Origin of the sequence: Candidatus Spongiihabitans sp. (genome assembly GCF_965237845.1) — a bacterium.
In the GTDB taxonomy this organism is placed as follows: domain Bacteria; phylum Pseudomonadota; class Gammaproteobacteria; order Arenicellales; family Poriferihabitantaceae; genus Spongiihabitans.
This window is the reverse complement of sequence record NZ_OZ250154.1, coordinates 707413-727630: the sequence shown is the minus strand read 5'-3', so window position 1 is coordinate 727630 and position 20218 is coordinate 707413. Positions and strand designations below refer to the sequence as shown.

The window sequence follows — 20218 nt, the reverse complement described above, 5'->3', positions numbered from 1 at the left end:
ATTTGCACTCTATCCAAAAAAATCAAAATGAAGAGGGTGTATCATCATCTTTTCAATTATTAAACCAGCCTTTGGTCGTGCGGAAAAAGCGTCAGCAATTCGTAACCGGTTTCGGTAATCAAAACCTGCTCCTCAAGTTTGACCCCTTCTTTTCCGCCAACCTCGCCTATATAGGCTTCCACACATAAACACATTCCAGGCTGCAACACGCCATCATAGCCACTGGACTCCCAATTTTCCGGGTACATGATTGCCGGATATTCATCGCACAATCCCACGCCGTGATATTTCACCCCATACTGCTGCCGACGATACTTCTGATCGAGTTGATTGCCGCCAAAGGTTAACTCTTTAAAGGTCAATCCCGGTTTAAGCAACGCCATATCTTCCATGATATGTTCATGGGCAACCTGGAAAAGTTGTTTCTGTTGTGCAGTCGCTTTCACGTCGCCGACAACCCAGGTACGTGACATATCCACGCAATAGCCGTAAACCCCAATCAAATCGGTATCAAGCGCAACCATATCTCCATCCTGAATAATTCTCGGGCCGCACTCAGACATCCACGGGTTTGTTCTTGGTCCCGATGACAAAATCCGGGTTTCAATCCAGTCTCCGCCACGTTTGATATTGCCAAAATGCAAGTAAGCCCAGAGTTCATTTTCGCTGATGCCGGGTTGCATTGCATGTTCAAATTCAACCAGCGTCGCCTCGCAAGCGGCGACCGCGCATTTCATGGCGCGAATTTCATTGTGGTTTTTTATTTCCCGCGCGGTTTCCATCAACTCCATCCCGTCCATGATCTCGATACCCGCGCGGTCCAGGGCTCGAACCCCGACTATTTCCAGTTTGTCCACCGCTAGGCGGCGGTTGCCGGCGCCATGCTGGCGCAAGAGTTGATCAATTTCCGCGGTAAATTTTGCCGCGAATTCGGCACTCCTTGCGCCACCCAGAAAATAGAAAAAACTGGTCATCTTGCGCACCTCATCAATCAACGGCAGATGCTGATTCAGGTGTTCGCAATTATGAAAATCAAACATCACCACCGGACCGTCTGTGGCGATAAAACAACCTCTGGCCTGGTTATGCATAATCCAAATCTGCATATTGGCACTGTCGGTGGCATAGCGAATATTAAGCGGGTCGAACAACAAGATGCCAGCGTAGTCGCGTTGGCGCAACTGCTGTTTGACCCGTTCAAGGCGATACTGACGCAACGCCACCAGGTCCGGCGGCGGCAAATCCAGCGCCGCCCATTCATCAAAGGCTAACTGGCTCGGACCAATCTCAATGCGATCATTATCGTTTGGCGTATTGTCCGGCTTTCTGTGAAAACTGCGTTTTAGCGCGCTATCTGACCTATTCATAATTAGTCCTGAATTTTTACCAGGGTTCGCCCCCAATTACTGCCATTTAGATAATTGTCAAATGCACTGGCTAAATCTTCGAACGCGATTTCGTTGGTGACGATGTTATCCAGATGTCCAGGTTTTAATTCGGCGCCTAGGCTGCTCCATATTTGGTTGCGAATATGATTGGGCATTTCAATGGAATTGATGCCCAGCAGGGAGACGCCGCGCAAGATAAAAGGCATCACTGTGGTGTTGAGTTTGTAATCATCCACCAAGCCAATGCTGGCGATATTTCCCCAGGGTTTCACAGTTCGGGTAAGCCAGGCCAGCGTTTCTCCGCCAGCGTTATCCACGGCGCCGCCCCAGATTGCCGATTCAAGCGGCCGGGTGCCCATTTCGATGGTATGTCTATCGATGAACTCACTGGCGCCCAGTTGTTTTAAGTAATCGTGTTGGTCCTTTTTTCCTGTGAAAGCAGTCACCTGATAACCATTTGAAGCAAGAATATCTATGGCAATGCTGCCAACGCCGCCGCTTGCGCCGGTGACGACTATTGGGCCATCATCTGGCGTTTGGCCATTGGTTTCCATGCGCGCTACGGCCATGGCCGCGGTAAACCCCGCAGTGCCCAAGGCCATTGATTCCTTCAAACTTAATCCTTCCGGCAAGACAACAACACAGTCGCCTTTGACTCTGGCGACTTCAGCGTATCCGCCATCAGCGGTTTCAGACAACCCGCATCCGGCTACCAAAACCTCATCGCCTTGCTTAAATCGATCATCGGTTGAGCTCATTACCACACCGGAAAGATCAATACCGCCGTTCAGCGGATATTGGCGTAAAATCTTTCCGCTGCCGGTGGCCGCCAACACGTCCTTGAAGTTTATCCCGGACCACTTAACGCTGATAACAACCTCGCCCTCGGTCAGTCCATCGACCGTCATATCCTCGAATTTTGCAACTATATTTTTTTCAACTTGATGAATTCTAAAAGCCCGAAATGATGACATGTCTAGTTCCAAACACTATGTTAAGTGTTAGTGTTAATGCTGGTATTTTATTGAGGGGAGTCAAATTCGCTGATGCAGCGGACTGGTCCTGGGAAAATGGGATTTCAAAAATTCCATTTGATCAGCAAGAATTCTCCGGCCTTGCAAATAAACATATTCTGCGTGGGTGGGCGTGAATGGCACCGCAATTAATTTCATGCCCGCCTGTTCCGGCGTTCTGCCGGCCTTGAAATTATTGCATCGAACGCAAGCAGTCACCACATTATTCCAACTATCCTGCCCGCCCTGGGAGAATGGCGTGACGTGATCTCGGGACAATGCCACCGGCTTAAATTGCTCACCACAATATAAACAAATACACGCATCTCGTTGAAAAAGCGGTATATTATGCAGCGGTGGCGTATATCTGTCGCGTCCATTGCTACAGTCCTTACTAAAAGCCTGACTGGCGCCACAAGTCGCTAGAATTGAATTAACCTCAAGTTTGCTTTGGCATTGGGTAAGACGGTTTATGCCGCCTCTTACCGTCATCACGAATTCGCCACAGGTATAAGCCACCTGATCCAAGGTAATCAAGGTTACGGCATGCCTGAAATGAATCCATTCCAGAGGCATTCCCGACACATCGGTTCTGAGTATAGGTTGGGTGATGTCCAGCATCTATTATAATGTTAAGGCACGAAGCATCGCGCCCTGCGAGTCTCCAAATATTTAATGGCAATAATCTACCATAAAACCGCGGTGACCAGCAGGCGGCGCTTAATCGGCGCTCTTAACAGGCTGCCGTCGACAAGTTGCGCCGGAGCGGTCGCGCATGTCGGTTTAAAGCGGTAAGTAAGGCAATAAAATTCTGAGTGCAATATTAGCGAATATCGCGGCGATAATATCGTCCAGCATGATGCCAATGCCGCCGTGGACATGCTGATCAAAATAACGAATCGGCCATGGTTTTACAATATCAAAAAACCGAAACAACAAAAATCCGATTAGCAACGTTAGCCATGTAACCGGGATAAATATCATGGTCAGCATCATGCCGACAATTTCGTCCCATACTATTGCCGGGTGATCATGCACACAATGATTACGTCCAGAATGATCATTTAACGTTCTTGATGCAGCGTTGCAAATTGCTGAGCCGGCCAATACGCAGAACAAAGTGATGGATGTGTAAATCAGGTTTGGAAATTGCGACATTATCCAAACCAGCGGAACTGCTGCTAATGTCCCCATTGTGCCTGGAGCTTTGGGTGACAACCCAGATCCAAACCCGAATGCCAGAAAATGGAGTGGAGACTGAAATAGATGCTGGCGGGTAATTCTATACATCTCCTCTTACCTCACGAGCGATTTTATCGAGCACGCCATTGACGTATTTATAGCTATGTTCAGAGGCAAATACTTTTGCAATATCAATGGCTTCGTCGAGCACCACTCGAGCCGGCACGTCCGGTTGAAACTTTAACTCATAAGTCCCGACTCTTAAAATAGCATGATCGATCAAATCAACTTTATCCAGTTTACGGTCAAGATGAGGGGTAATAAGGTTATCAATCACTTCCATATTTAACGGTATATTTTTTATTAATGCTAAAAAATAATCCAGATGCCGCCCCGACAGGTTTTCATTTTTTATAAAACTGCTTTCAATCTCAGAAGGAGATTGCCCGGTCACATTCCACTGGTAGAGCGCCTGCACCGCACACCGCCTGGCGAGATGTCGCCCGCTGCGCGCCATTATGCTATCGGGTAAGGTTTTACGCTGGAAACACTCATAACTGTTTCAGCAAGCTCACCATTTCCAACGCCGCCAATGCGTAGTCGGCGCCTTGGTTGCCGGCCTTGGCATCCGCCCGCTCAACCGCCTGCTCAAGGGTGTCCGTGGTCAACACCCCGAAAATGATGGGAATGTCGCTTTGCAGATTCAATTGGGCAATGCCTCTGGCGCACTCGCCGGCAACAAAGTCGAAGTGAGCGGTGGCCCCGCGAATAACCGCCCCTAAGGCAATCACCGCCATATAGCGTCTGGTTTCAACCAGCTTTTTTGCCGCCATCGGTATTTCAAACGCCCCGGGCACCCACTTGCAATCAATCTCAGCGATGTCAATGCCGTAGCCGGTCAATGCTTCTGTGGCGCCTTGCACCAACTGATCGGTTATGGCGCGATTAAATCGACCGGCCACCAAAGCGTATCGGCCAGAACAATTTTTAAGCTCACCGTCGGCTTGATTATTTTTCATGGCCTTAATTTGCATGGCGTTCATTATCTTTATTCCACTGCAACAGTTGTTGCGGACTTTCAATATAATCGATGATTTCCAATCCAAACCCAGATAATCCATGGGCTTTCTTTCGTAGTCCTAAGGCCAGAATTTTTGTCAAACCAAGACTGGCCAAAATTTGCCCGCCGGCGCCTAACATTCTCAAATTACCGGGATCATCATGGGGCGTTGTTTCTTTTCTTGGATGTCTTCTTTTGGTGTCGTTATTTAGCTTGATACGACTGACCAACTCGTCAACGGACGAGTTATAAGACAATATAACCGCAACACCGGATGGTTGAGCGGAAATTGCCCGCAGTGCATTTTCCAAGGTCCAGCTCCCTGGCGTTGGATCTAGTACGGCGTCGAGTAATCCGCGATGCACATGAACCCGCACCGGAACGACACCACCTGGATGAATCTCCCCTTTTACCAACGCCAGATGGGTGCCGCCTTCCACCACATCGTGATAAACATAAGACTGAAACCCGCCCTGCTTTAGCTGCAAACTCTCTGTTGAGACCTTTTTCAAGGTAGGGTCATTTTTCAATCGGTAACTGATTAAATCAGCAATAGTGCCCATTTTTAAATTGTGTTCTTTTCGGTACTCAACCAGATCCGGCAACCGCGCCATGCTGCCATCGTCCTTCAAAATTTCACAAATGACGCTTGCTGGCTCGAATCCGCTTAATCGCGCCATATCGACGCTTGCCTCGGTATGGCCTGCGCGAGTTAATACGCCACCCGCTTGGGCTTTGATAGGAAAAATATGTCCTGGTGTCACCAGATCATTGGGTTGCGCATCCGGGTTGACTGCTGCTTGAATTGTAATCGCTCTGTCCTGAGCAGAAATTCCCGTGGTAACGCCGACTGCGGCTTCAATCGAAACGGTAAAATTTGTTGAAAAACGCGCACTATTTCGACTAACCATTAAGGGCAAGTCAAGCTGATTGCAGCGTTCCTCGGTTAGCGCCAGGCAGATCAGACCGCGCCCTTTGGAGGCCATGAAATTGATATGGTCATCAGTAATACACGCTGCCGCAACCAGTAAATCGCCTTCGTTCTCCCGGTCTTCATCATCGACCATAATGACCATCTTACCCTGTCGGTAATCTTCAAGGACCTGTTCGATTTTATTCGCGGTTATGGCTGTTTTATCCATTGACTGTTTGCTTTTGAATTACCTGTTTGCTTTTGAATTACCTGTTTGCTTTTGAATTACCTGTTTGCTTTTGAATTATATGGGTTCAACATCTTGATTTTCTGCACATTCGCTTAGCCTTTGAATGTACCGGGCAACTTGATCCACTTCAACATGAACCCGCGAATTTTTTTCGAGCTTTCCCAGCGTTGTTCGCTCAAGGGTGTGGGCAACCAACATGATTTCGAACTGCGTCCGATGGTTGCTATCCGCCACTTTATTGGTGGTCAAACTGACGCCATCAATGGCTACCGATCCTTTGACCGCGATAAATTTCCCAATGGCACGCTCCGTTTCAAACCGCATGACAGCAAATCCCGACCCATCTTGTCGGTTAACCAATTTTGCCGTACCGTCGATATGGCCCGATAGCAGGTGCCCACCGATAGGCGTTTGCAGCGTTAAGGCAAGTTCCAGATTTATCCGGTCACCGGCCTGCCAGTCTCCCATCAAACATGTTGCCAATGTTTCGCTGGACACATCAAAATGAACAATATTTTGTTCGAGTCTGTTAATCGTAAGACAAGCCCCGTTTACCGCGATACTGTCACCAAGGCAAATCCGTTCTAAATCCAGTTGTTTGAGATTAATTGACAACCGCGCCCCATTCGAAGCGGATGAAATTGCGGTAACCGAACCGACGCTCTGTATAATGCCAGTAAACATGGCCTGGCGCTATTTAGCTACCGATAGCGTCAATCGAAGGTCACGACCGACCCGGGTGACATCTTTGTATTCCAGCGATAGTTTGTCGGCAAGTTGTTCAAGCCCTGGGATTGTGAACATATCCATGGCATCGCTGCCCAACAAATCAGGGGCCATATAAACAACGATTTCATCCACCAAACCTTGTTCGAGCATGCTGCCACTGAGTCTTGCGCCCGCTTCAAGCAAGATCGTGTTCATTTCTCGTCGTCCCAGTTCAAGCATCACTTCGTTCAAATCTATTTTGCCGCCTGAGGTGCGGCAATTGATGATTTCAACAGAATCATTCTGAAAAATTTCCGCTGCGCTGTCTTCAGAATTTGCGGTAACGATCAATACATCGCCCATTACGCCATCTTGGCGGCCCAGAATTCTTGCATCAACCGGGGTGCTTAAATTGGTATCGAGAATGATGCGTAGTGGTTGTCTTTGGACGCCATCGAGACGAGCATTCATATTCGGATCATCTCGCAGCACGCTGCCGATTCCGGTCAGTATGCCTGAAGCCGCCGCTCTCAACTTCTGTGCATCTTGACGTGCTGGTGGGGATGTAATCCATTGGCTTTCACCATCCGCCATGGCAGTTTTTCCATCCATGCTGGTTGCGATCTTAAGCGTCACCCAAGGGATGCCGGTGGTGATGCGTTTTAGAAATCCCCGGTTAATGGTTTTTGCCTGAGCCTGTCCAACGCCCAGGGTTACGTCGATTCCAGCACCTTGCAATTCAGAAATTCCAGAGCGATTCACTAACGGGTTTGGATCTTCGACAGCGATTACTATTCGACTGATTCGGGATTTGATAATTGACTTGACACAAGGCGGCGTCTTGCCGTGATGGCTGCAAGGTTCCAGGGTGACATACATAGTCGCTCCGGCTGAAGCCTTCCCCGCCTGTTTCAACGCATTGATTTCTGCATGGGCCTGTCCGGCGAAATCATGCCATCCTTCACCAACAGTTTCCCCATGGTTAACGATTACGCAGCCAACCGCCGGATTGGGGTGGCAAGTAGCAGCCCCCTTTCGCGCGAGTTGCAGCGCTCTGGCCATATAACCCTCGTCCTCACCGGGGCCTAATTTAATGTTGTCGCTAATGCTGTCGCCTGTTTGATCGGCCGCATCAAACTCCGTTGTCCGCTCCGATTGCCCAAGTTTCAATTTCTTGCTCTCCTGAAGCCCTGAAAACAAACTCATCGCTTACTATCCTTATTCGGCAACAGCGACAACTGGAATTTACTTTCCCGACCGGGATCTGACTCTCTTAATTTTTCTACTTCATCGCTAAAAGCTTCAGGGTCCTGGAAACTGCGGTAAACCGATGCGAATCGTACATAAGCAACTTCGTCCAACTGCCTGAGCGCATCCATGACCGCCTCGCCGATTTGTTTGGCGTTAATTTCCTGGTCACCTTTGCGGGTAAATTGACGCATGATGCGATTTATCGCGCCTTTGACAGATTCCATCTCAATCGGTCTTTTTTCAAGCGCGCGGGCAATACCTCTACGCAGCTTTGCCTCATCGAATTTTTCCCGCCGACCGTCAGATTTTATTACTCGGGGCATTTCAAAAACCACATGCTCGAAGGTGGTGAACCTTTGTGAACATTCCTGACATTGCCGTCGACGGCGAACATTTTCACCGCTATCCCCCAATCTCGAATCGACTACTCGAGTGTCGTCATTTGAGCAAAATGGGCAGCGCATATGATGCTGAAACGGTTAGGGTTGAGCGTCAATGTTTTCACCTTCTTTTTGTACCGGCATCATGTCTTCACGGCTTATGCCAAGCATCATCACCGCTGGGCTGGCTACAAAAATTGATGAGTAGGTACCAATGATAACGCCGATAAACAATGCCAAGGAAAACCCGCGAATCACCTCGCCACCCAATAGCAATAACGTAACCACAACCAGTAACGTCGTCAACGAAGTCAGGATTGTCCGCGGAAGCGTTTGATTGATGGCAACATTCATGGTTTCCACGATATCGCTTTTACGCATTTTGCGGAAGTTTTCGCGGATGCGGTCATACACCACGATGGTGTCGTTCAGGGAATAACCGATTACCGCCAATACAGCAGCCAGCACCGGCAGCGAAAAATCCAATTGAAACAGGGAAAAAGTCCCAACGGTAATTGCCACATCATGTACCAGTGCGATAACCGAGCCAACGGCGAACCGCCATTCAAATCGAAAGGTAACGTAAATCAGGATGCCAAGCAGGGCGTATAACATTGCCAATCCACCCTCGTTTGCCAGTTCATCTCCCACTTGCGGGCCGACGAATTCCACCCGCCGCATCTGCACCTGACAATCGACCGTCGTTTCATTTAAAACACATTGCTGCTGCGCGGAATTAGACGACTCAACCAACAATTCACCGAATGGCAATCGTAACGCCTCCATTACACTACTGCTTATTTCCGCGGCGTTAACACTTTCTCTGGAAAACGTGCCCGGCAAGCGCACCATGACATCTCTCGGGGTGCCGAAATGCTGCACCACAGCATCATCAAACCCGTTATCCTGTAATGCTGCTCTAACTGATTCGATTTGTACGGCGTTCTGATAACCCACTTCCACAAGCGTTCCGCCGGTAAAGTCGATGCCCAGATTTAATCCTTTGGTAAAAAGACTGGCAATACTTACCAGCATTAATACGCTGGAAATAACCAGCGCGATTTTTCGCTTGCCCAGAAAATCAAAGCGAGTTTGTTTTTTTAGTATTTCCATAGCCAATTAAATTAACCGATTAGATCGCCAGCTGTTTGACGGTTTTACCGCCATAGAACAGGTTAATTAACATTCTGGTCAACATTATTGCGGTAAACATCGAAGTGATAATGCCGATACTCAGGGTAACTGCAAATCCCTTGATCGGACCGGTGCCAAAGTTGAATAAAACCACAGCCGCAATCAACGTGGTTATATTGGCATCCACAATGGTGGAAAGTGCGCGGTCATAGCCCAGGTAAATACTGGCCTGGGGCGAGTTGCCATTCCTGATTTCTTCGCGTATGCGCTCGAATATCAAAACATTGGCATCGACCGCCATACCCACGGTTAATACGATCCCGGCGACGCCCGGCAGAGTGAGAGTTGCCTGCAGCAGTGACAAAACAGCAACGATGAGTATCAAATTCAAGCTCAATGCGAGCACGGCGGTAAAACCGAATACGCGGTAATAAACCAACATAAAAATTAATACCAACATGAATCCAACCATCACCGAACGAAAGCCCTGACTGATATTCGCCTGCCCCAAACTGGGGCCAACGGTGCGCTCTTCGATTATTTCAACCGGTGCCGCCAAAGTGCCAGAGCGCAACATCAATGACAAATCCCGCGCTTCTTCGACCGAATCGAGTCCTTCAATCTGATAGCGTTTGCCCAATTGATCCCTGATCACCGGCGCGGTCAGCACCTCTTCCAGCCGATTGGTCACGCGCACCGGCTTGCCATCATCGTCGAGAACAATATTACCGTTAGCATCTTTCTTGATTGCGGATGTTATTTCAAGATAAACCACTGCCATACGGTTATTAATATTTTCACCGGTCACCCTGCTATTGATGGTTGCTGCGGCAGAATCAAGAGTGATGCTAACGATAGGACCACCCGTTTGAGCATCCAGACTGGCCGCCGCATCGATAATACTGTCACCGGAGTAAATGACCCGTTTGTTAAGCAAAATTCTCCGACCATCACGGAATTTAAAAATTCGGGACCCGGATGGGGCTTGTCCGGAGGCAATCGCCGAGGTGTTATTTTTTTCATCCACCAAATGCATTTCAAGGGTAGCCGCCCTGCCGAGAATTGTTTTCGCCCTAGCAGTATCCTGAACCCCGGGCAGCTGGATCACGATACGATCATTGCCTTGTTGCTGCACTACCGGTTCGGCCACCCCTAATTGGTCAACCCGATTACGCAATGCAGTGAGGTTTTGTTGCAGCGCAAACTTTTTGATTTCATCGGTTTGGGTTTGGCTCAGTTGTGCCAAAATAATTTCCGCTCGACTGTCGTCGTTACTGAGATCCAGATCGGGTAATTCCTTAATCAGAATATCGTAGGCTTGCTGCCGATGATCAGGATTACGAATGGTTGTTTCCAATTGACCATGAGGGTTCAGCATTACCGCTCTGTAACGCAATTTATTCTCCCGCAATATCGTTTTTATACTGTCCTGATAGCGTTCCTGGGCGCGTTTAATTGCACTTTGCATATCTACTTGCAGCAGGAAATGGACGCCACCACGCAGATCAAGGCCCAAATACATCGGCAATATCCCTAAATCGGTGAACCAGCTCGGCGCGCCTGTTAATAACGTCAACGCCAATGAATAGTTATTGCCCAATTCTTTTTCTATTAACTCTTTCGCGCGCAATTGCGTTTCATCATTTTCAAATCTGATTTTAATGCCCTTTGCATCATGGGAAATGGATTTGAATGAAATAGACTGTGCGTCCAATACAGCTTGCGCGCGCCCAAGAACTGATGATTCAACGCTTAGCCCTCTGGCGCCGCGTATTTGAATACCCGGATCGCTACCGAAAATATTCGGCGCGGCATAAATCAGGCCTAGCAACACAACGGTGATAATCACCAGGAATTTCCACCAAGCAGTTTGGTTAAGCATAGAGAATTGAAGTTACCAGGTTAATGGCGGCAAATCGCAGGAAATGACAGGCGCATTTCTATCGCTAATGGCCTATCACTTATGGTGGTCGGGACAATGTTATTCCAGGCTGGATTATTCATGGTTGGATTATTCACGGCAAGCATATCCTAATGATATTGCTTAAGATTTCACCGTTCCTTTGGGCATCATTTGGGCTATCGCCATGCGCTGAACTTTGATGGTGACACCGGCGGCGATTTCCACGGAGACGAAATTATCATCCACATCGGTCACTTTGCCGAGCGCGCCACCATTGGTTACGATTTCGTCACCTTTGGATATGGCGGCGACCATCGCTTTATGTGCCTTCGAGCGTTTTTGCTGAGGCCGAATCAGTAAAAAATAGAAAACAGCAAAGATGAGAACCATTGGCAGAAGGCCCACCAATCCGCTGCCTCCCTCTGAACCAAATTGTGCCCAGGCGTCTGAAATCAGTAAATTCATGTTAATTCCTTAAATAAAAGGGTGAGTTGAATGTTTGATGTTACTGGATGGCCATAATTTTTGCAGCCAGCGTTTTTGCGCGCCCGATTATGCCATATATGAATCGAAAATGGGAATTTCGCAGGGCTGGCAAGCCTATGCTGCCGATGCCGCTGTTTCACAATCAGGGCGGGTTATACATCAATTCAATTTCGGTCTTAAATCGCTCCATGAGCACCGGTCGCTTGAGCTTTAGTGTGGGCGTAATAGCGCCATCGCTGACGCTCCATACATCGGTAGAAAGCGTTACCTGTCGAATAAATGCGTAGCCCGGAAATTCGGTTAATTGATCGGCGATTTTATCTAAAACAAATTGTTTTACTTTTTCGCTTTGCAATGCCGTTTTATCGGACCGATCAACGCCAAGCAATAAGGCGACTTCGGGCCAAACCTCAGGGCTTAACACAATAAGGGCGGTGAGGCAGGCTTTGCCTTCTCCTATTACCATCGCTTGCTCGAACAACGGATCGTCAATTATCGCTGACTCCATATCCGCTGGCGGCACTTTTTCACCATTCGCCAAAATGATTATCTCCTTGATTCTTCCGGTAATGGAAATAAAACCTTGCTCGGAAATATTGGCAATATCGCCGGTCATCAGCCAACCTTCCGAATCTATGGTTTTGGCCGTGGCTTGCGGGTTGTTCCAATAGCCCATCATGATGTACCGCCCTTTGGCTTGCAATTCATCATTATCTCCCAATCGTAGTTCGGCGCCGTGGAGCGGTAATCCAATGGAACAAGGCTTGTTTCGGGACAAGGTATTCACTGTCAGTACCGGACTGCTTTCGGTCAAGCCATAACCCTGCAAGATTTTAATACCGAGACCAATAAACACTTTGGCGATATTCGGCGATAATCGAGCGCCGCCACTAACCACAAAGCGCAATCGGCCACCAAATCGCTGTGCCACTTTACCGGCAACCAGGGCATTGAGTATCGGCCGGAAACACTGTCTAAGGCGCCACTTTGATCGACCTTGCTGATTTTCGAAACACTGCCAACCCACGCTAACCGCTTGTTCAAACAGCCATTTTTTTAATTTTGGTCCTGCGTCTAAGCGGGTTTTAATTTTCGAGCAGGCGCGTTCGAAAATTCTCGGAACGGCAATCATGCAGGTAGGTTTGATTTCCGCCATATCGTCCAATAGTTGTGGGACCGAGCGGCTGAACGCAACTGCAGCGCCCGCCATCATGGTCAAATAGTATCCCGCCGTGCGCTCAAACATATGCGACAACGGTAAAAAAGAAAGAAATTGATCCGATGGATACACCGCCACGCTTTGCAAGCCACCGTAGGCATTCAAAAACATGTTTGAGTGAGAAAGCATCACCCCTTTTGGTTTTCCTGTTGTGCCCGAGGTATAAACGATGGTTGCCAAATCGTCTGCATCAATCGCCGGGTTTTGAGGCACAACCGGCATGGCCGAAGCCAACCAGGCATTCAATGACATTACCCTAGCATCGCCGCAATTTGTAATTTCATCATTATCGTCCCTATGAGTATCGTCATGCGTATCGTCATGAACAATGACTACGCGCTTTAAGGCCGTTAACGATAGCAACTGCTGTTCCATCTCCAACCACTGCGAGTATTTTTCAAGCAGCAGCAACCGAGTTTCGGTATCCACAAGAATGTAGGCGATGTTGTCTGCGCGATCTTCGACATAAACCGGGACCACGATTAAGCCCTGGGCCAATACCGCCTGGTCGAATAAAACCCACTCTCTGGAGTTAGCCATGCGAATTGCCGCGCGTTGCCCGGGCGCCATGCCATCAGCGGCAATCGCTCTGCGCCAATGATTGACATCATTCGCCATATCCTGCCAAGTGTATTCAACCCATTCATTTCGGACTGGATCGAATTGCGAATAGGCTTTTTTGTCAGGACTGCGTCTTACCCTTTCCTCGAACAACCCGGGAATGGTTGTGGTAATTTCGGTATCAATGACATCACACCGGCGCTTATTTTCTTCAATGGCGCAATCAGCATAAATTGTTGCGGCGCGAATTTTTGCAACTTGCATGATTACAACCTGATAACGATCAATTTTGGGCTGATTAATTCCGGGCCAATCCCTAATCGGGCGCCACCGGTTTGAAATAAGAAACCACCGGGGCGAGAATCGTCAACAAGATGATGATCAGAATCGATAAGGTGATCGGACGCTCCCAAAGAAAAGAAAACGAGCCATCATTGATCAGCAAAGCCCGTCTGAGATTTTCTTCCATCATTCCCCCCAAAACAAATCCCAGTAACATCGGCGCCATCGGAAAATCCAGAATTCTCAGGAGCAACGCCGCAATGGCAAAAAAGATCATCATTTGGATGTCAAACGGATTGAACGATACCAAATATACGCCAATCAGAGAAAAAAACAAAATCATCGGGGTCAGCAGCTGCTTGGGCAACATTAATAATTTGGCGATGTAAGGGATTAATGGCAGGTTCAAAATCAGCAAAATGATATTGCCGATATACATGGATATAATCACCGACCAAAACACTTGCGGCTGTTCCACAAACAACCGCGGGCCGGGCTGAATTCCATAAGACAGCAAAGCGCCCAGCATCACCGCTGTGGTTCCGGAACCGGGAATTCCCAACGTCAGTAGCGGCACAAAAGAACCGGAGCAGGCGGCGTTGTTCGCGGTTTCAGGCGCAACCAACCCTTTGAGGCTTCCCTTGCCAAATTGAGCTTTGTGCTGAACTTTGGCTAAATTTCTTTCCATTCCATAGGCGAGAAAAGACGCAATCGTGGCTCCGGCTCCGGGCAAGACCCCAACAAAAAACCCCAACACCGAAGAGCGCGCAATCGTGGGCGCAATTCCCTTGAATTCTTGCCTGGATACTTTGAGGCTGCCAAGATTTCCGTGGGTCGCTTGTTGCGCTTTTTTCGAGATTTTTGTTCTTTTGAGAATCACCATCAAGGCTTCGGATAAAGCGAATGTGGCCATCGCTAACAGAAGAAAGCTGATGCCATCAATCAAATCCACGCGCCCAAACGTGAACCGTTGAATGCCGGCGGATGCATCCGTCCCCACGGTCGACAGCATCAAACCCAGCACCGTCATCATTATTGCCTTCAGGAATCCGCCCTTGCCCGCAAAGGCGGACACGGCGGTCAGCCCCAGCACCATCAAGGCAAAGTAATCCGAAGATTGGAAACTTAAAGAAACCGAAGCCAGCGCCGGAGCGGCAATCAACAAAAAAACAGCGGCAATCGTCCCGCCTGAAAAAGAAGAATACGCAGCCAGCGCTAAAGCTTTTCCGGCTTTTCCTTGTTGGGCAAGCGGATAGCCATCAAACGCGGTTGCGACGGTTCCGGCGACTCCCGGCGCATTGAGCAGAATGGAAGAAGTGGAACCGCCGAAAATCGCGCCATAATACACCCCGGCCATTAGAATCATCCCGGAGGCCGGTTCAAACCCATAAGTAATGGGGATCATCAAGGCAATGGCGGAAATCGGTCCCAGCCCTGGCAGCATTCCAATAAAGGTTCCGGCAAAACATCCGACCAACACCAGGAATAAGTTAATGGGTAAAAAAGTGGTCGATAACCCGGCAAGAATTCCTTCTAACATCACATGCCTCTCAGAAAATAGAAAAAACTTCCCGGATCAATATAGATATCCAGCAATTGGCTCAGGATATACCAAAACACAAGCACCAGAGGAACCGAAGTCAGCAAGATTACTTTGATTCGTCTTTCTCCTAAAATCCAAAACCCCAGCGCCAGAAAAAGAATGGTGGAAACAATGAATCCGACGACTTTGATGGTCAATCCATAAACGACCATCAAAATCAACAACAGAATCACTTCTTTCCAGTACAGACCACGAAATGCTTCCCCGACACTTGCTTCTTTTCCAGAAGAAGACGGCAAAATCAACAACAACAAGGAGGTTGTCCCTCCTAAAATTGCCAATGCGATGGGCAAGGTTCGCGAATTAAATACATCTTCTTCCGCAAACAAAGGAATCTTAATATCCCGGGAAGACACGCCATAGGCAACGGAAAAGATCAGAAAGATCAATGCGCCGACCTTGTCTTTATGAATATGGGCTTTATGAATCCGGCTAAAATTCATTGCTCCTTTCGTGGTATCCAGGGCGGGATTCTTATTTCAAAAACCCTAATTGCCGCAACATGCCGCCAATCGCTTTTTCCTGTTCCTCCAGAAAACTATAAAATTGGAATCCGGGCACGTATTGATTGGTCCAGCCTCTGCGGGCACGAACGGTTTCCCATTCCGGCGTTGCGTACATGTCCCGGAGCAGACTGGCATAGACATGAGCCTCGTTATAGGATAACCCCGGAGCGCCGAAAAACCCGCGCCAGTTGGCAAAGATCATGTCATATCCCAATTCTTTCACCGTGGGGACATTCGGAGCGTCTTTGGAACGAGTGGCAGAAGTGATCGCTAGAATGCGAACTTGTCCAGACTTCGATAACTCCAATGCTTCTCCAAATCCAGTGGACAACACATGGATCTCACCGGATAACAACCCTGCCATCGCCTTCCCGCCAGCGTCATAAGCGATATATTTGACTTTTTTAGGATTTTCACCCGCTGCCTGGATGGCTAAAGCGACGGCAATATGATCCAAATCCCCGGGCACGGAACCGCCGCCCACTTTAACTTTTTTTGAATCCGATTTAAAAGCCGCAACCACATCCTGCCAGGATTGAAACTTCGAATCCGCCTGAACGATAAAAACAGCGGAATCTGCGATAATTCCTGCAATGGGGGTTAAATCACGAAACGAATACGGAAACACTTTGGTGATGGAACGCACCACAATCGGGGTGGAGTTCACCATCAGCGTTCCTTTTTGTCGTTCTGCGGTTTCAATCATGTGGGCAATGGCTTTTCCACCGCCGCCGCCAGACATGTTTTCGTAAGACGCATGCTTCAGTAGCCCCGATTTGGTTAACGCTTCCCCGGTCCCGCGAGCCGTTCCATCCCATCCGCCTCCTGCCCCTCCCGGAATCAGAAAGTGAATTTTTTCAACTTCCGCCGCTTGCACCGGATTCCAAAGCATACTGGCGGCAACGCCGAATCCTCCGATCAGGACGACTTGCATCATATGGCACCAAAATCTCTTGATTTGACTCATTCTCATTTCCTCATAAAAATAATTGGGTAGTCTCTAAATAGTCTCTTTTGTGTCTGAGCCCGGACAAGAACCAGCATCTGGCACAAATTAAGTCGTGAATTCGCTCTGGATTGAGCGATAACAGCAATACATTTCTTTATTCCATTTCTGCAGGCCTGTGAAATTCCAGCAATACCGGATCTGAAAGGTCAGCGCCGCTAAATTGGACGATGGCAACCGTAGCCGTGGTCATCAATTTATTACCCAGTTTATGACTAAGAGTAACCGTAACATTGGGACAATATCCAAGCAGTACACTATCCATACCCGGGTTGTGCCCGACTATCATCAACCGATCACAAGCGCTTAAATTATCGGTAATTATATCAACGATTGTTGATTCGGATGCTAGGTAAAGCGCGTCGTCAAAATCGATGTTGATATCAGTGGCGATCTTTCCCCAATCGGTCGCATCATAAGCCAGTTGCAGCGTCTCTCTGGTTCTGTTAGCCGTTGAGCTGACTATTCGCTCCGGTTCATAACCATTTTCGCTAAGCCAGCGTCCAACCTTTGGAGCATCCTTTCGACCGCGATGATTGAGCGGCCTGGCGTGATCGCTCTGCGCGCTGGAGTGCCAGTCGGATTTAGCATGTCGCAATAAAATGAGTTGTTTATTCGCCATCGGTCACTAATAAGCAAGTAGAATACGCCATCTATTTTAACCGATTTTGTTGCAATCCACATCACAAAAACCCATGTCACAAAAACGACACAAACACAAATCCGGCACCGCCGCCAGCTCGGCGGATCGTCATGCGCTCTATGAAATTGCCGTGCAATCGGTTGAAACGGAAATTGATTTTGTTGATGAAACCTTTACCAATATCCGTGCACGACAGGCTGGTTTTTTGCGGGAAGATTTTTGCGGCACGGCGAACAGCAGTTGCGAATGGACAAGACGGCGGCCATCCAACCACGCTTTGGGACTGGATTTGAGCCAGGAGGTGCTGGATTGGGGAATCGCCAACAACATTAAAAAATTAAACAAAAAACAACAACAACGCATCCAATTGCTCAAACAGAATGTGCTGCACTACCAAGGGAAACCGGCGGATATCATTATTGCAATGAATTTCAGTTATCAGCTTCTCAAGACTCGGGATGAGCTGCGCGGTTATTTTAGCCGAGCGCATGACGGCTTGACTGAAGATGGCATTTTATTCATAGACGCTTATGGCGGTCACGATTCCTGGCGTGAAATCAAGGAAAAAACCAAGCATAAAGGTTTCACTTATTATTGGGATCAGAAAAAATTCGACCCCATAACGGCGAACATGATTTGCCACATTCATTTTAAATTTAAGGATGGCTCTAAAATGAAAAAGGCGTTCACCTACGATTGGCGCATGTGGACACTGCCCGAGCTTCAGGAAATTCTTGACGAAGCTGGATTCAGCAAAGTAACCGTGTATTGGGAGGGAACCGATGAGGACAGCGGTGAATGGGATGGCATTTATTCCACCGCCGAACACGGTGAAGATGAGCCCGCTTGGATCGTTTATCTAACGGCGGAAAAGTAAAAAAATACGCCCATTTCTTATTGAATCCGTGTTTCAAACGGCCCGTTTAATGATCAGCTTAATAATTAGGCAGAGTCTTTCAAAAGGTCGATAAAATCAGGTTAAGACGGCATCATGAGACAGCCGATTTCGTTACCACTCACAATCAGACGAAGTTGCCTGGCAAGGCGTGGTGATTATCCGATCCAGTAAATTATCATATTCGATGCTGTTGACCTGATAATCAATAATATCATCTATATGTTGCAATTTTACAATCCGCTCGTCTTTATAAGCCTGCAAAAGATCCCGGAAAGATGTTTCGCCGGATTGATATTTTTTATGTTCGATTCTGGTGCTTTGTGCGGCCGCATCAATGGCCGCAAGCAGTCGGTCTTCATCCAGCGTCAGCAAGGTATTCAGCAATTGAATGTCGGCGAGGAGGTCTTGCAGTTTATCCTGATAGCTGATTTCCAGTTTTCGAACGCCCAACCGGGATTTGCTCAAATTCGCTCGATTAGAAATGTTGCCGCCCAAAGGATAGCTGAATTCTAAACCAGCTGAATAGGTTATTTTATCGTCATCGTAAGTCGAGGTTGCGGTGGTGTTTCTGCTGTTCAGGTTTTTTTCGGCACGCACGGCAAAATCCAACGTCGGCAGGGTTTGTTTTTGGTAATGGTCAATTTCAAGCTGGCTTAATTCGATATTCATGGCAATTCTTTGTAAATCGCGATTGCGGGTTTGCAAATAATTTGGCAAACTTTCTGTGACCAGTTGAACGCGCGTGCGTAAATCGAAGCTTGGGGTTTCGGTTAAAATCATCCTGTCATCCAATAACACCGATAATTTTTCCCGGATAGCCTGCAACTGGATGCGGGCATCCGAGTCGTATTGTTCGATTTCATAAACCGTGCTTTTCAAAAGCGCGGTTTCGGCATCGTCTTTAGGATTCAATCGCCGCAATTTATTCAACAATTCCTGGTTGATCAGCATCTGTTTTTGATACAGAAGCCACGACAAGTAATCGTTTAATCGATCATCCAAAAAATCCTCTTTGGTTTCATAAAATAATAATTGCTGCCGCTTGAAATCGACAATATCGCGGTGGTAGGTTTTCAGCGACAGAGCGTTGGAATCGGGCTTGAGCAACGGGTATTTAACGCTAATATACTGCGTGGTTTCGTATTCTTTTAAGGTACGGCTTGCGGTATGAGAAGGTTTTTTAGCATAAGGCGCACCCCGGCCATCTTCATCGATGCTGAGTCTTTTATATTGTTCTTCCCGTGTTTTGTCCTGACTTCGACTCACGCCGATTGCCAAGGCAAGCGGGCTGGTCAAAAACCGTTTTTCAAAACTCAAGCTGATTTTTCTTGGATAGTCCTGGCTTTTTTTCGTATAGGTGGTAGTGGAACTAGCATCCCGATCTAAATCCTGGTAACGATAATCCAGATCGACCGACAGGTTTATTTTCCAGTTTTGATAATTGTCACGGCTGGCATCGCGTTCGATTTGTTTTATATCCAAGCCAATTTGCGCCTCTTCCAGCAGTTTGTCTTGAGCCAGCACTTTTTCGATAAACTGCGCTTCGGTGATGGCAAAAGAAGGGGCGGAGAATAAAAGCAAACAGCAAGCAAAACACGTGTTGATGCGGATACCGCCGTCACCGTCATTCTCGCGCAAGCGAGAATACAGTGAAACATGGGCGCGCAAGCGGGAATACAGTGAAACATGGGCGCGCAAGCGGGAATCCGCCACATCATTGGGGTTGCCATTCCTACGCTCATTTCCCGTATTTTTCCGCTGCGCTGGCCAAGCCAACCATTGTAAGGTGCGTTTTTTCGATGATGTTTTCCTTGTTGCAGTCATTGCAGCCC

20 protein-coding genes are annotated in these 20218 nt (G+C 48.0%); 1 reads left to right on the top strand and 19 read right to left on the bottom strand.

Features of this window, described 5'->3' with window-relative positions; genetic code table 11:
* Positions 1-59: 59 nt before the first annotated feature.
* The 18 genes from ACPXXB_RS03595 to ACPXXB_RS03510 form a co-directional block, all read right to left on the bottom strand.
* A complete protein-coding gene (locus ACPXXB_RS03595) occupies positions 60-1367 on the bottom strand; it encodes a M24 family metallopeptidase (RefSeq protein ID WP_423909436.1) in 1308 nt (435 codons plus the stop codon).
* A gap of 2 nt (positions 1368-1369) precedes the next feature.
* Complete coding sequence (locus ACPXXB_RS03590) at positions 1370-2362, bottom strand: oxidoreductase (protein ID WP_423909433.1); 993 nt, start codon at positions 2360-2362, stop codon at positions 1370-1372.
* A 60-nt stretch (positions 2363-2422) separates the two neighbouring features.
* Complete coding sequence (locus tag ACPXXB_RS03585; protein ID WP_423909430.1) at positions 2423-3022, bottom strand: HNH endonuclease; 600 nt, start codon at positions 3020-3022, stop codon at positions 2423-2425.
* A gap of 162 nt (positions 3023-3184) precedes the next feature.
* Positions 3185-3691: a phosphatidylglycerophosphatase A family protein gene (locus ACPXXB_RS03580; RefSeq protein WP_423909427.1), complete on the bottom strand. Its 507-nt coding sequence runs from the start codon at positions 3689-3691 to the stop codon at positions 3185-3187.
* Positions 3684-4100 carry a transcription antitermination factor NusB gene (gene nusB, locus ACPXXB_RS03575; RefSeq protein ID WP_423909425.1) on the bottom strand — a complete coding sequence of 139 codons (417 nt, stop codon included), beginning with the start codon at positions 4098-4100 and terminating at the stop codon, positions 3684-3686. Before nusB ends, ACPXXB_RS03580 begins: the two co-directional genes overlap by 8 nt.
* Before the next feature lie 34 nt (positions 4101-4134).
* A complete protein-coding gene (ribH, locus tag ACPXXB_RS03570; protein WP_423909422.1) occupies positions 4135-4626 on the bottom strand; it encodes a 6,7-dimethyl-8-ribityllumazine synthase in 492 nt (163 codons plus the stop codon).
* Positions 4607-5770 carry a 3,4-dihydroxy-2-butanone-4-phosphate synthase gene (gene ribB, locus ACPXXB_RS03565; RefSeq protein WP_423910927.1) on the bottom strand — a complete coding sequence of 388 codons (1164 nt, stop codon included), beginning with the start codon at positions 5768-5770 and terminating at the stop codon, positions 4607-4609. The genes ribH and ribB overlap by 20 nt, the downstream gene beginning before the upstream one ends.
* Before the next feature lie 90 nt (positions 5771-5860).
* Entirely contained in the window at positions 5861-6490 is a 630-nt protein-coding gene (locus tag ACPXXB_RS03560) for a riboflavin synthase (protein ID WP_423909419.1), read from the bottom strand.
* A 9-nt stretch (positions 6491-6499) separates the two neighbouring features.
* Complete coding sequence (ribD, locus tag ACPXXB_RS03555) at positions 6500-7684, bottom strand: bifunctional diaminohydroxyphosphoribosylaminopyrimidine deaminase/5-amino-6-(5-phosphoribosylamino)uracil reductase RibD (protein ID WP_423909416.1); 1185 nt, start codon at positions 7682-7684, stop codon at positions 6500-6502.
* A gap of 32 nt (positions 7685-7716) precedes the next feature.
* Positions 7717-8229 carry a transcriptional regulator NrdR gene (nrdR, locus tag ACPXXB_RS03550; protein WP_423909413.1) on the bottom strand — a complete coding sequence of 171 codons (513 nt, stop codon included), beginning with the start codon at positions 8227-8229 and terminating at the stop codon, positions 7717-7719.
* A 15-nt stretch (positions 8230-8244) separates the two neighbouring features.
* Positions 8245-9258 carry a protein translocase subunit SecF gene (gene secF, locus ACPXXB_RS03545; protein ID WP_423909411.1) on the bottom strand — a complete coding sequence of 338 codons (1014 nt, stop codon included), beginning with the start codon at positions 9256-9258 and terminating at the stop codon, positions 8245-8247.
* 19 nt (positions 9259-9277) lie between these two features.
* On the bottom strand, positions 9278-11161 hold the full coding sequence (gene secD / locus ACPXXB_RS03540) for a protein translocase subunit SecD (RefSeq protein ID WP_423909408.1): 1884 nt from the start codon (positions 11159-11161) through the stop codon (positions 9278-9280).
* 162 nt (positions 11162-11323) lie between these two features.
* Positions 11324-11647 (bottom strand): preprotein translocase subunit YajC, encoded by a 324-nt coding sequence (yajC, locus tag ACPXXB_RS03535; protein WP_423909405.1) that lies wholly within the window; start codon positions 11645-11647, stop codon positions 11324-11326.
* Between the two features lie 163 nt (positions 11648-11810).
* Positions 11811-13712, bottom strand: coding sequence for an AMP-dependent synthetase/ligase (locus ACPXXB_RS03530; protein WP_423909404.1), 1902 nt, complete (start codon positions 13710-13712; stop codon positions 11811-11813).
* Between the two features lie 52 nt (positions 13713-13764).
* Positions 13765-15270, bottom strand: coding sequence for a tripartite tricarboxylate transporter permease (locus tag ACPXXB_RS03525; RefSeq protein ID WP_423909402.1), 1506 nt, complete (start codon positions 15268-15270; stop codon positions 13765-13767).
* A complete protein-coding gene (locus ACPXXB_RS03520) occupies positions 15270-15776 on the bottom strand; it encodes a tripartite tricarboxylate transporter TctB family protein (RefSeq protein ID WP_423909400.1) in 507 nt (168 codons plus the stop codon). Before ACPXXB_RS03520 ends, ACPXXB_RS03525 begins: the two co-directional genes overlap by 1 nt.
* Before the next feature lie 31 nt (positions 15777-15807).
* Complete coding sequence (locus ACPXXB_RS03515; protein WP_423910925.1) at positions 15808-16773, bottom strand: tripartite tricarboxylate transporter substrate binding protein; 966 nt, start codon at positions 16771-16773, stop codon at positions 15808-15810.
* A gap of 169 nt (positions 16774-16942) precedes the next feature.
* Positions 16943-17467: a SixA phosphatase family protein gene (locus tag ACPXXB_RS03510; RefSeq protein WP_423909397.1), complete on the bottom strand. Its 525-nt coding sequence runs from the start codon at positions 17465-17467 to the stop codon at positions 16943-16945.
* A 73-nt stretch (positions 17468-17540) separates the two neighbouring features.
* On the opposite strand from ACPXXB_RS03510, the gene ACPXXB_RS03505 reads away from it, so the two are divergent.
* Complete coding sequence (locus ACPXXB_RS03505; RefSeq protein WP_423909394.1) at positions 17541-18365, top strand: class I SAM-dependent methyltransferase; 825 nt, start codon at positions 17541-17543, stop codon at positions 18363-18365.
* 132 nt (positions 18366-18497) lie between these two features.
* Here ACPXXB_RS03505 and ACPXXB_RS03500 read toward each other — a convergent pair whose 3' ends face one another.
* Positions 18498-20210, bottom strand: coding sequence for a TolC family protein (locus ACPXXB_RS03500; RefSeq protein WP_423909391.1), 1713 nt, complete (start codon positions 20208-20210; stop codon positions 18498-18500).
* Positions 20211-20218: the final 8 nt, after the last annotated feature.

Excerpts from the sequence above, each read along its gene's own strand:
- ACPXXB_RS03595 (WP_423909436.1), bottom strand. The coding sequence starts at position 1,367 with ATGAATAGGTCAGATAGCGCGCTAAAACGCAGTTTTCACAGAAAGCCG.
- ACPXXB_RS03590 (WP_423909433.1), bottom strand. The coding sequence starts at position 2,362 with ATGTCATCATTTCGGGCTTTTAGAATTCATCAAGTTGAAAAAAATATA.
- ACPXXB_RS03585 (WP_423909430.1), bottom strand. The coding sequence starts at position 3,022 with ATGCTGGACATCACCCAACCTATACTCAGAACCGATGTGTCGGGAATG.
- ACPXXB_RS03580 (WP_423909427.1), bottom strand. The coding sequence starts at position 3,691 with ATGTATAGAATTACCCGCCAGCATCTATTTCAGTCTCCACTCCATTTT.
- nusB (WP_423909425.1), bottom strand. The coding sequence starts at position 4,100 with ATGGCGCGCAGCGGGCGACATCTCGCCAGGCGGTGTGCGGTGCAGGCG.
- ribH (WP_423909422.1), bottom strand. The coding sequence starts at position 4,626 with ATGAACGCCATGCAAATTAAGGCCATGAAAAATAATCAAGCCGACGGT.
- ACPXXB_RS03560 (WP_423909419.1), bottom strand. The coding sequence starts at position 6,490 with ATGTTTACTGGCATTATACAGAGCGTCGGTTCGGTTACCGCAATTTCA.
- nrdR (WP_423909413.1), bottom strand. The coding sequence starts at position 8,229 with ATGCGCTGCCCATTTTGCTCAAATGACGACACTCGAGTAGTCGATTCG.
- secF (WP_423909411.1), bottom strand. The coding sequence starts at position 9,258 with ATGGAAATACTAAAAAAACAAACTCGCTTTGATTTTCTGGGCAAGCGA.
- secD (WP_423909408.1), bottom strand. The coding sequence starts at position 11,161 with ATGCTTAACCAAACTGCTTGGTGGAAATTCCTGGTGATTATCACCGTT.
- yajC (WP_423909405.1), bottom strand. The coding sequence starts at position 11,647 with ATGAATTTACTGATTTCAGACGCCTGGGCACAATTTGGTTCAGAGGGA.
- ACPXXB_RS03530 (WP_423909404.1), bottom strand. The coding sequence starts at position 13,712 with ATGCAAGTTGCAAAAATTCGCGCCGCAACAATTTATGCTGATTGCGCC.
- ACPXXB_RS03525 (WP_423909402.1), bottom strand. The coding sequence starts at position 15,270 with ATGTTAGAAGGAATTCTTGCCGGGTTATCGACCACTTTTTTACCCATT.
- ACPXXB_RS03520 (WP_423909400.1), bottom strand. The coding sequence starts at position 15,776 with ATGAATTTTAGCCGGATTCATAAAGCCCATATTCATAAAGACAAGGTC.
- ACPXXB_RS03515 (WP_423910925.1), bottom strand. The coding sequence starts at position 16,773 with ATGCAAGTCGTCCTGATCGGAGGATTCGGCGTTGCCGCCAGTATGCTT.
- ACPXXB_RS03510 (WP_423909397.1), bottom strand. The coding sequence starts at position 17,467 with ATGGCGAATAAACAACTCATTTTATTGCGACATGCTAAATCCGACTGG.
- ACPXXB_RS03505 (WP_423909394.1), top strand. The coding sequence starts at position 17,541 with ATGTCACAAAAACGACACAAACACAAATCCGGCACCGCCGCCAGCTCG.
- ACPXXB_RS03500 (WP_423909391.1), bottom strand. The coding sequence starts at position 20,210 with ATGACTGCAACAAGGAAAACATCATCGAAAAAACGCACCTTACAATGG.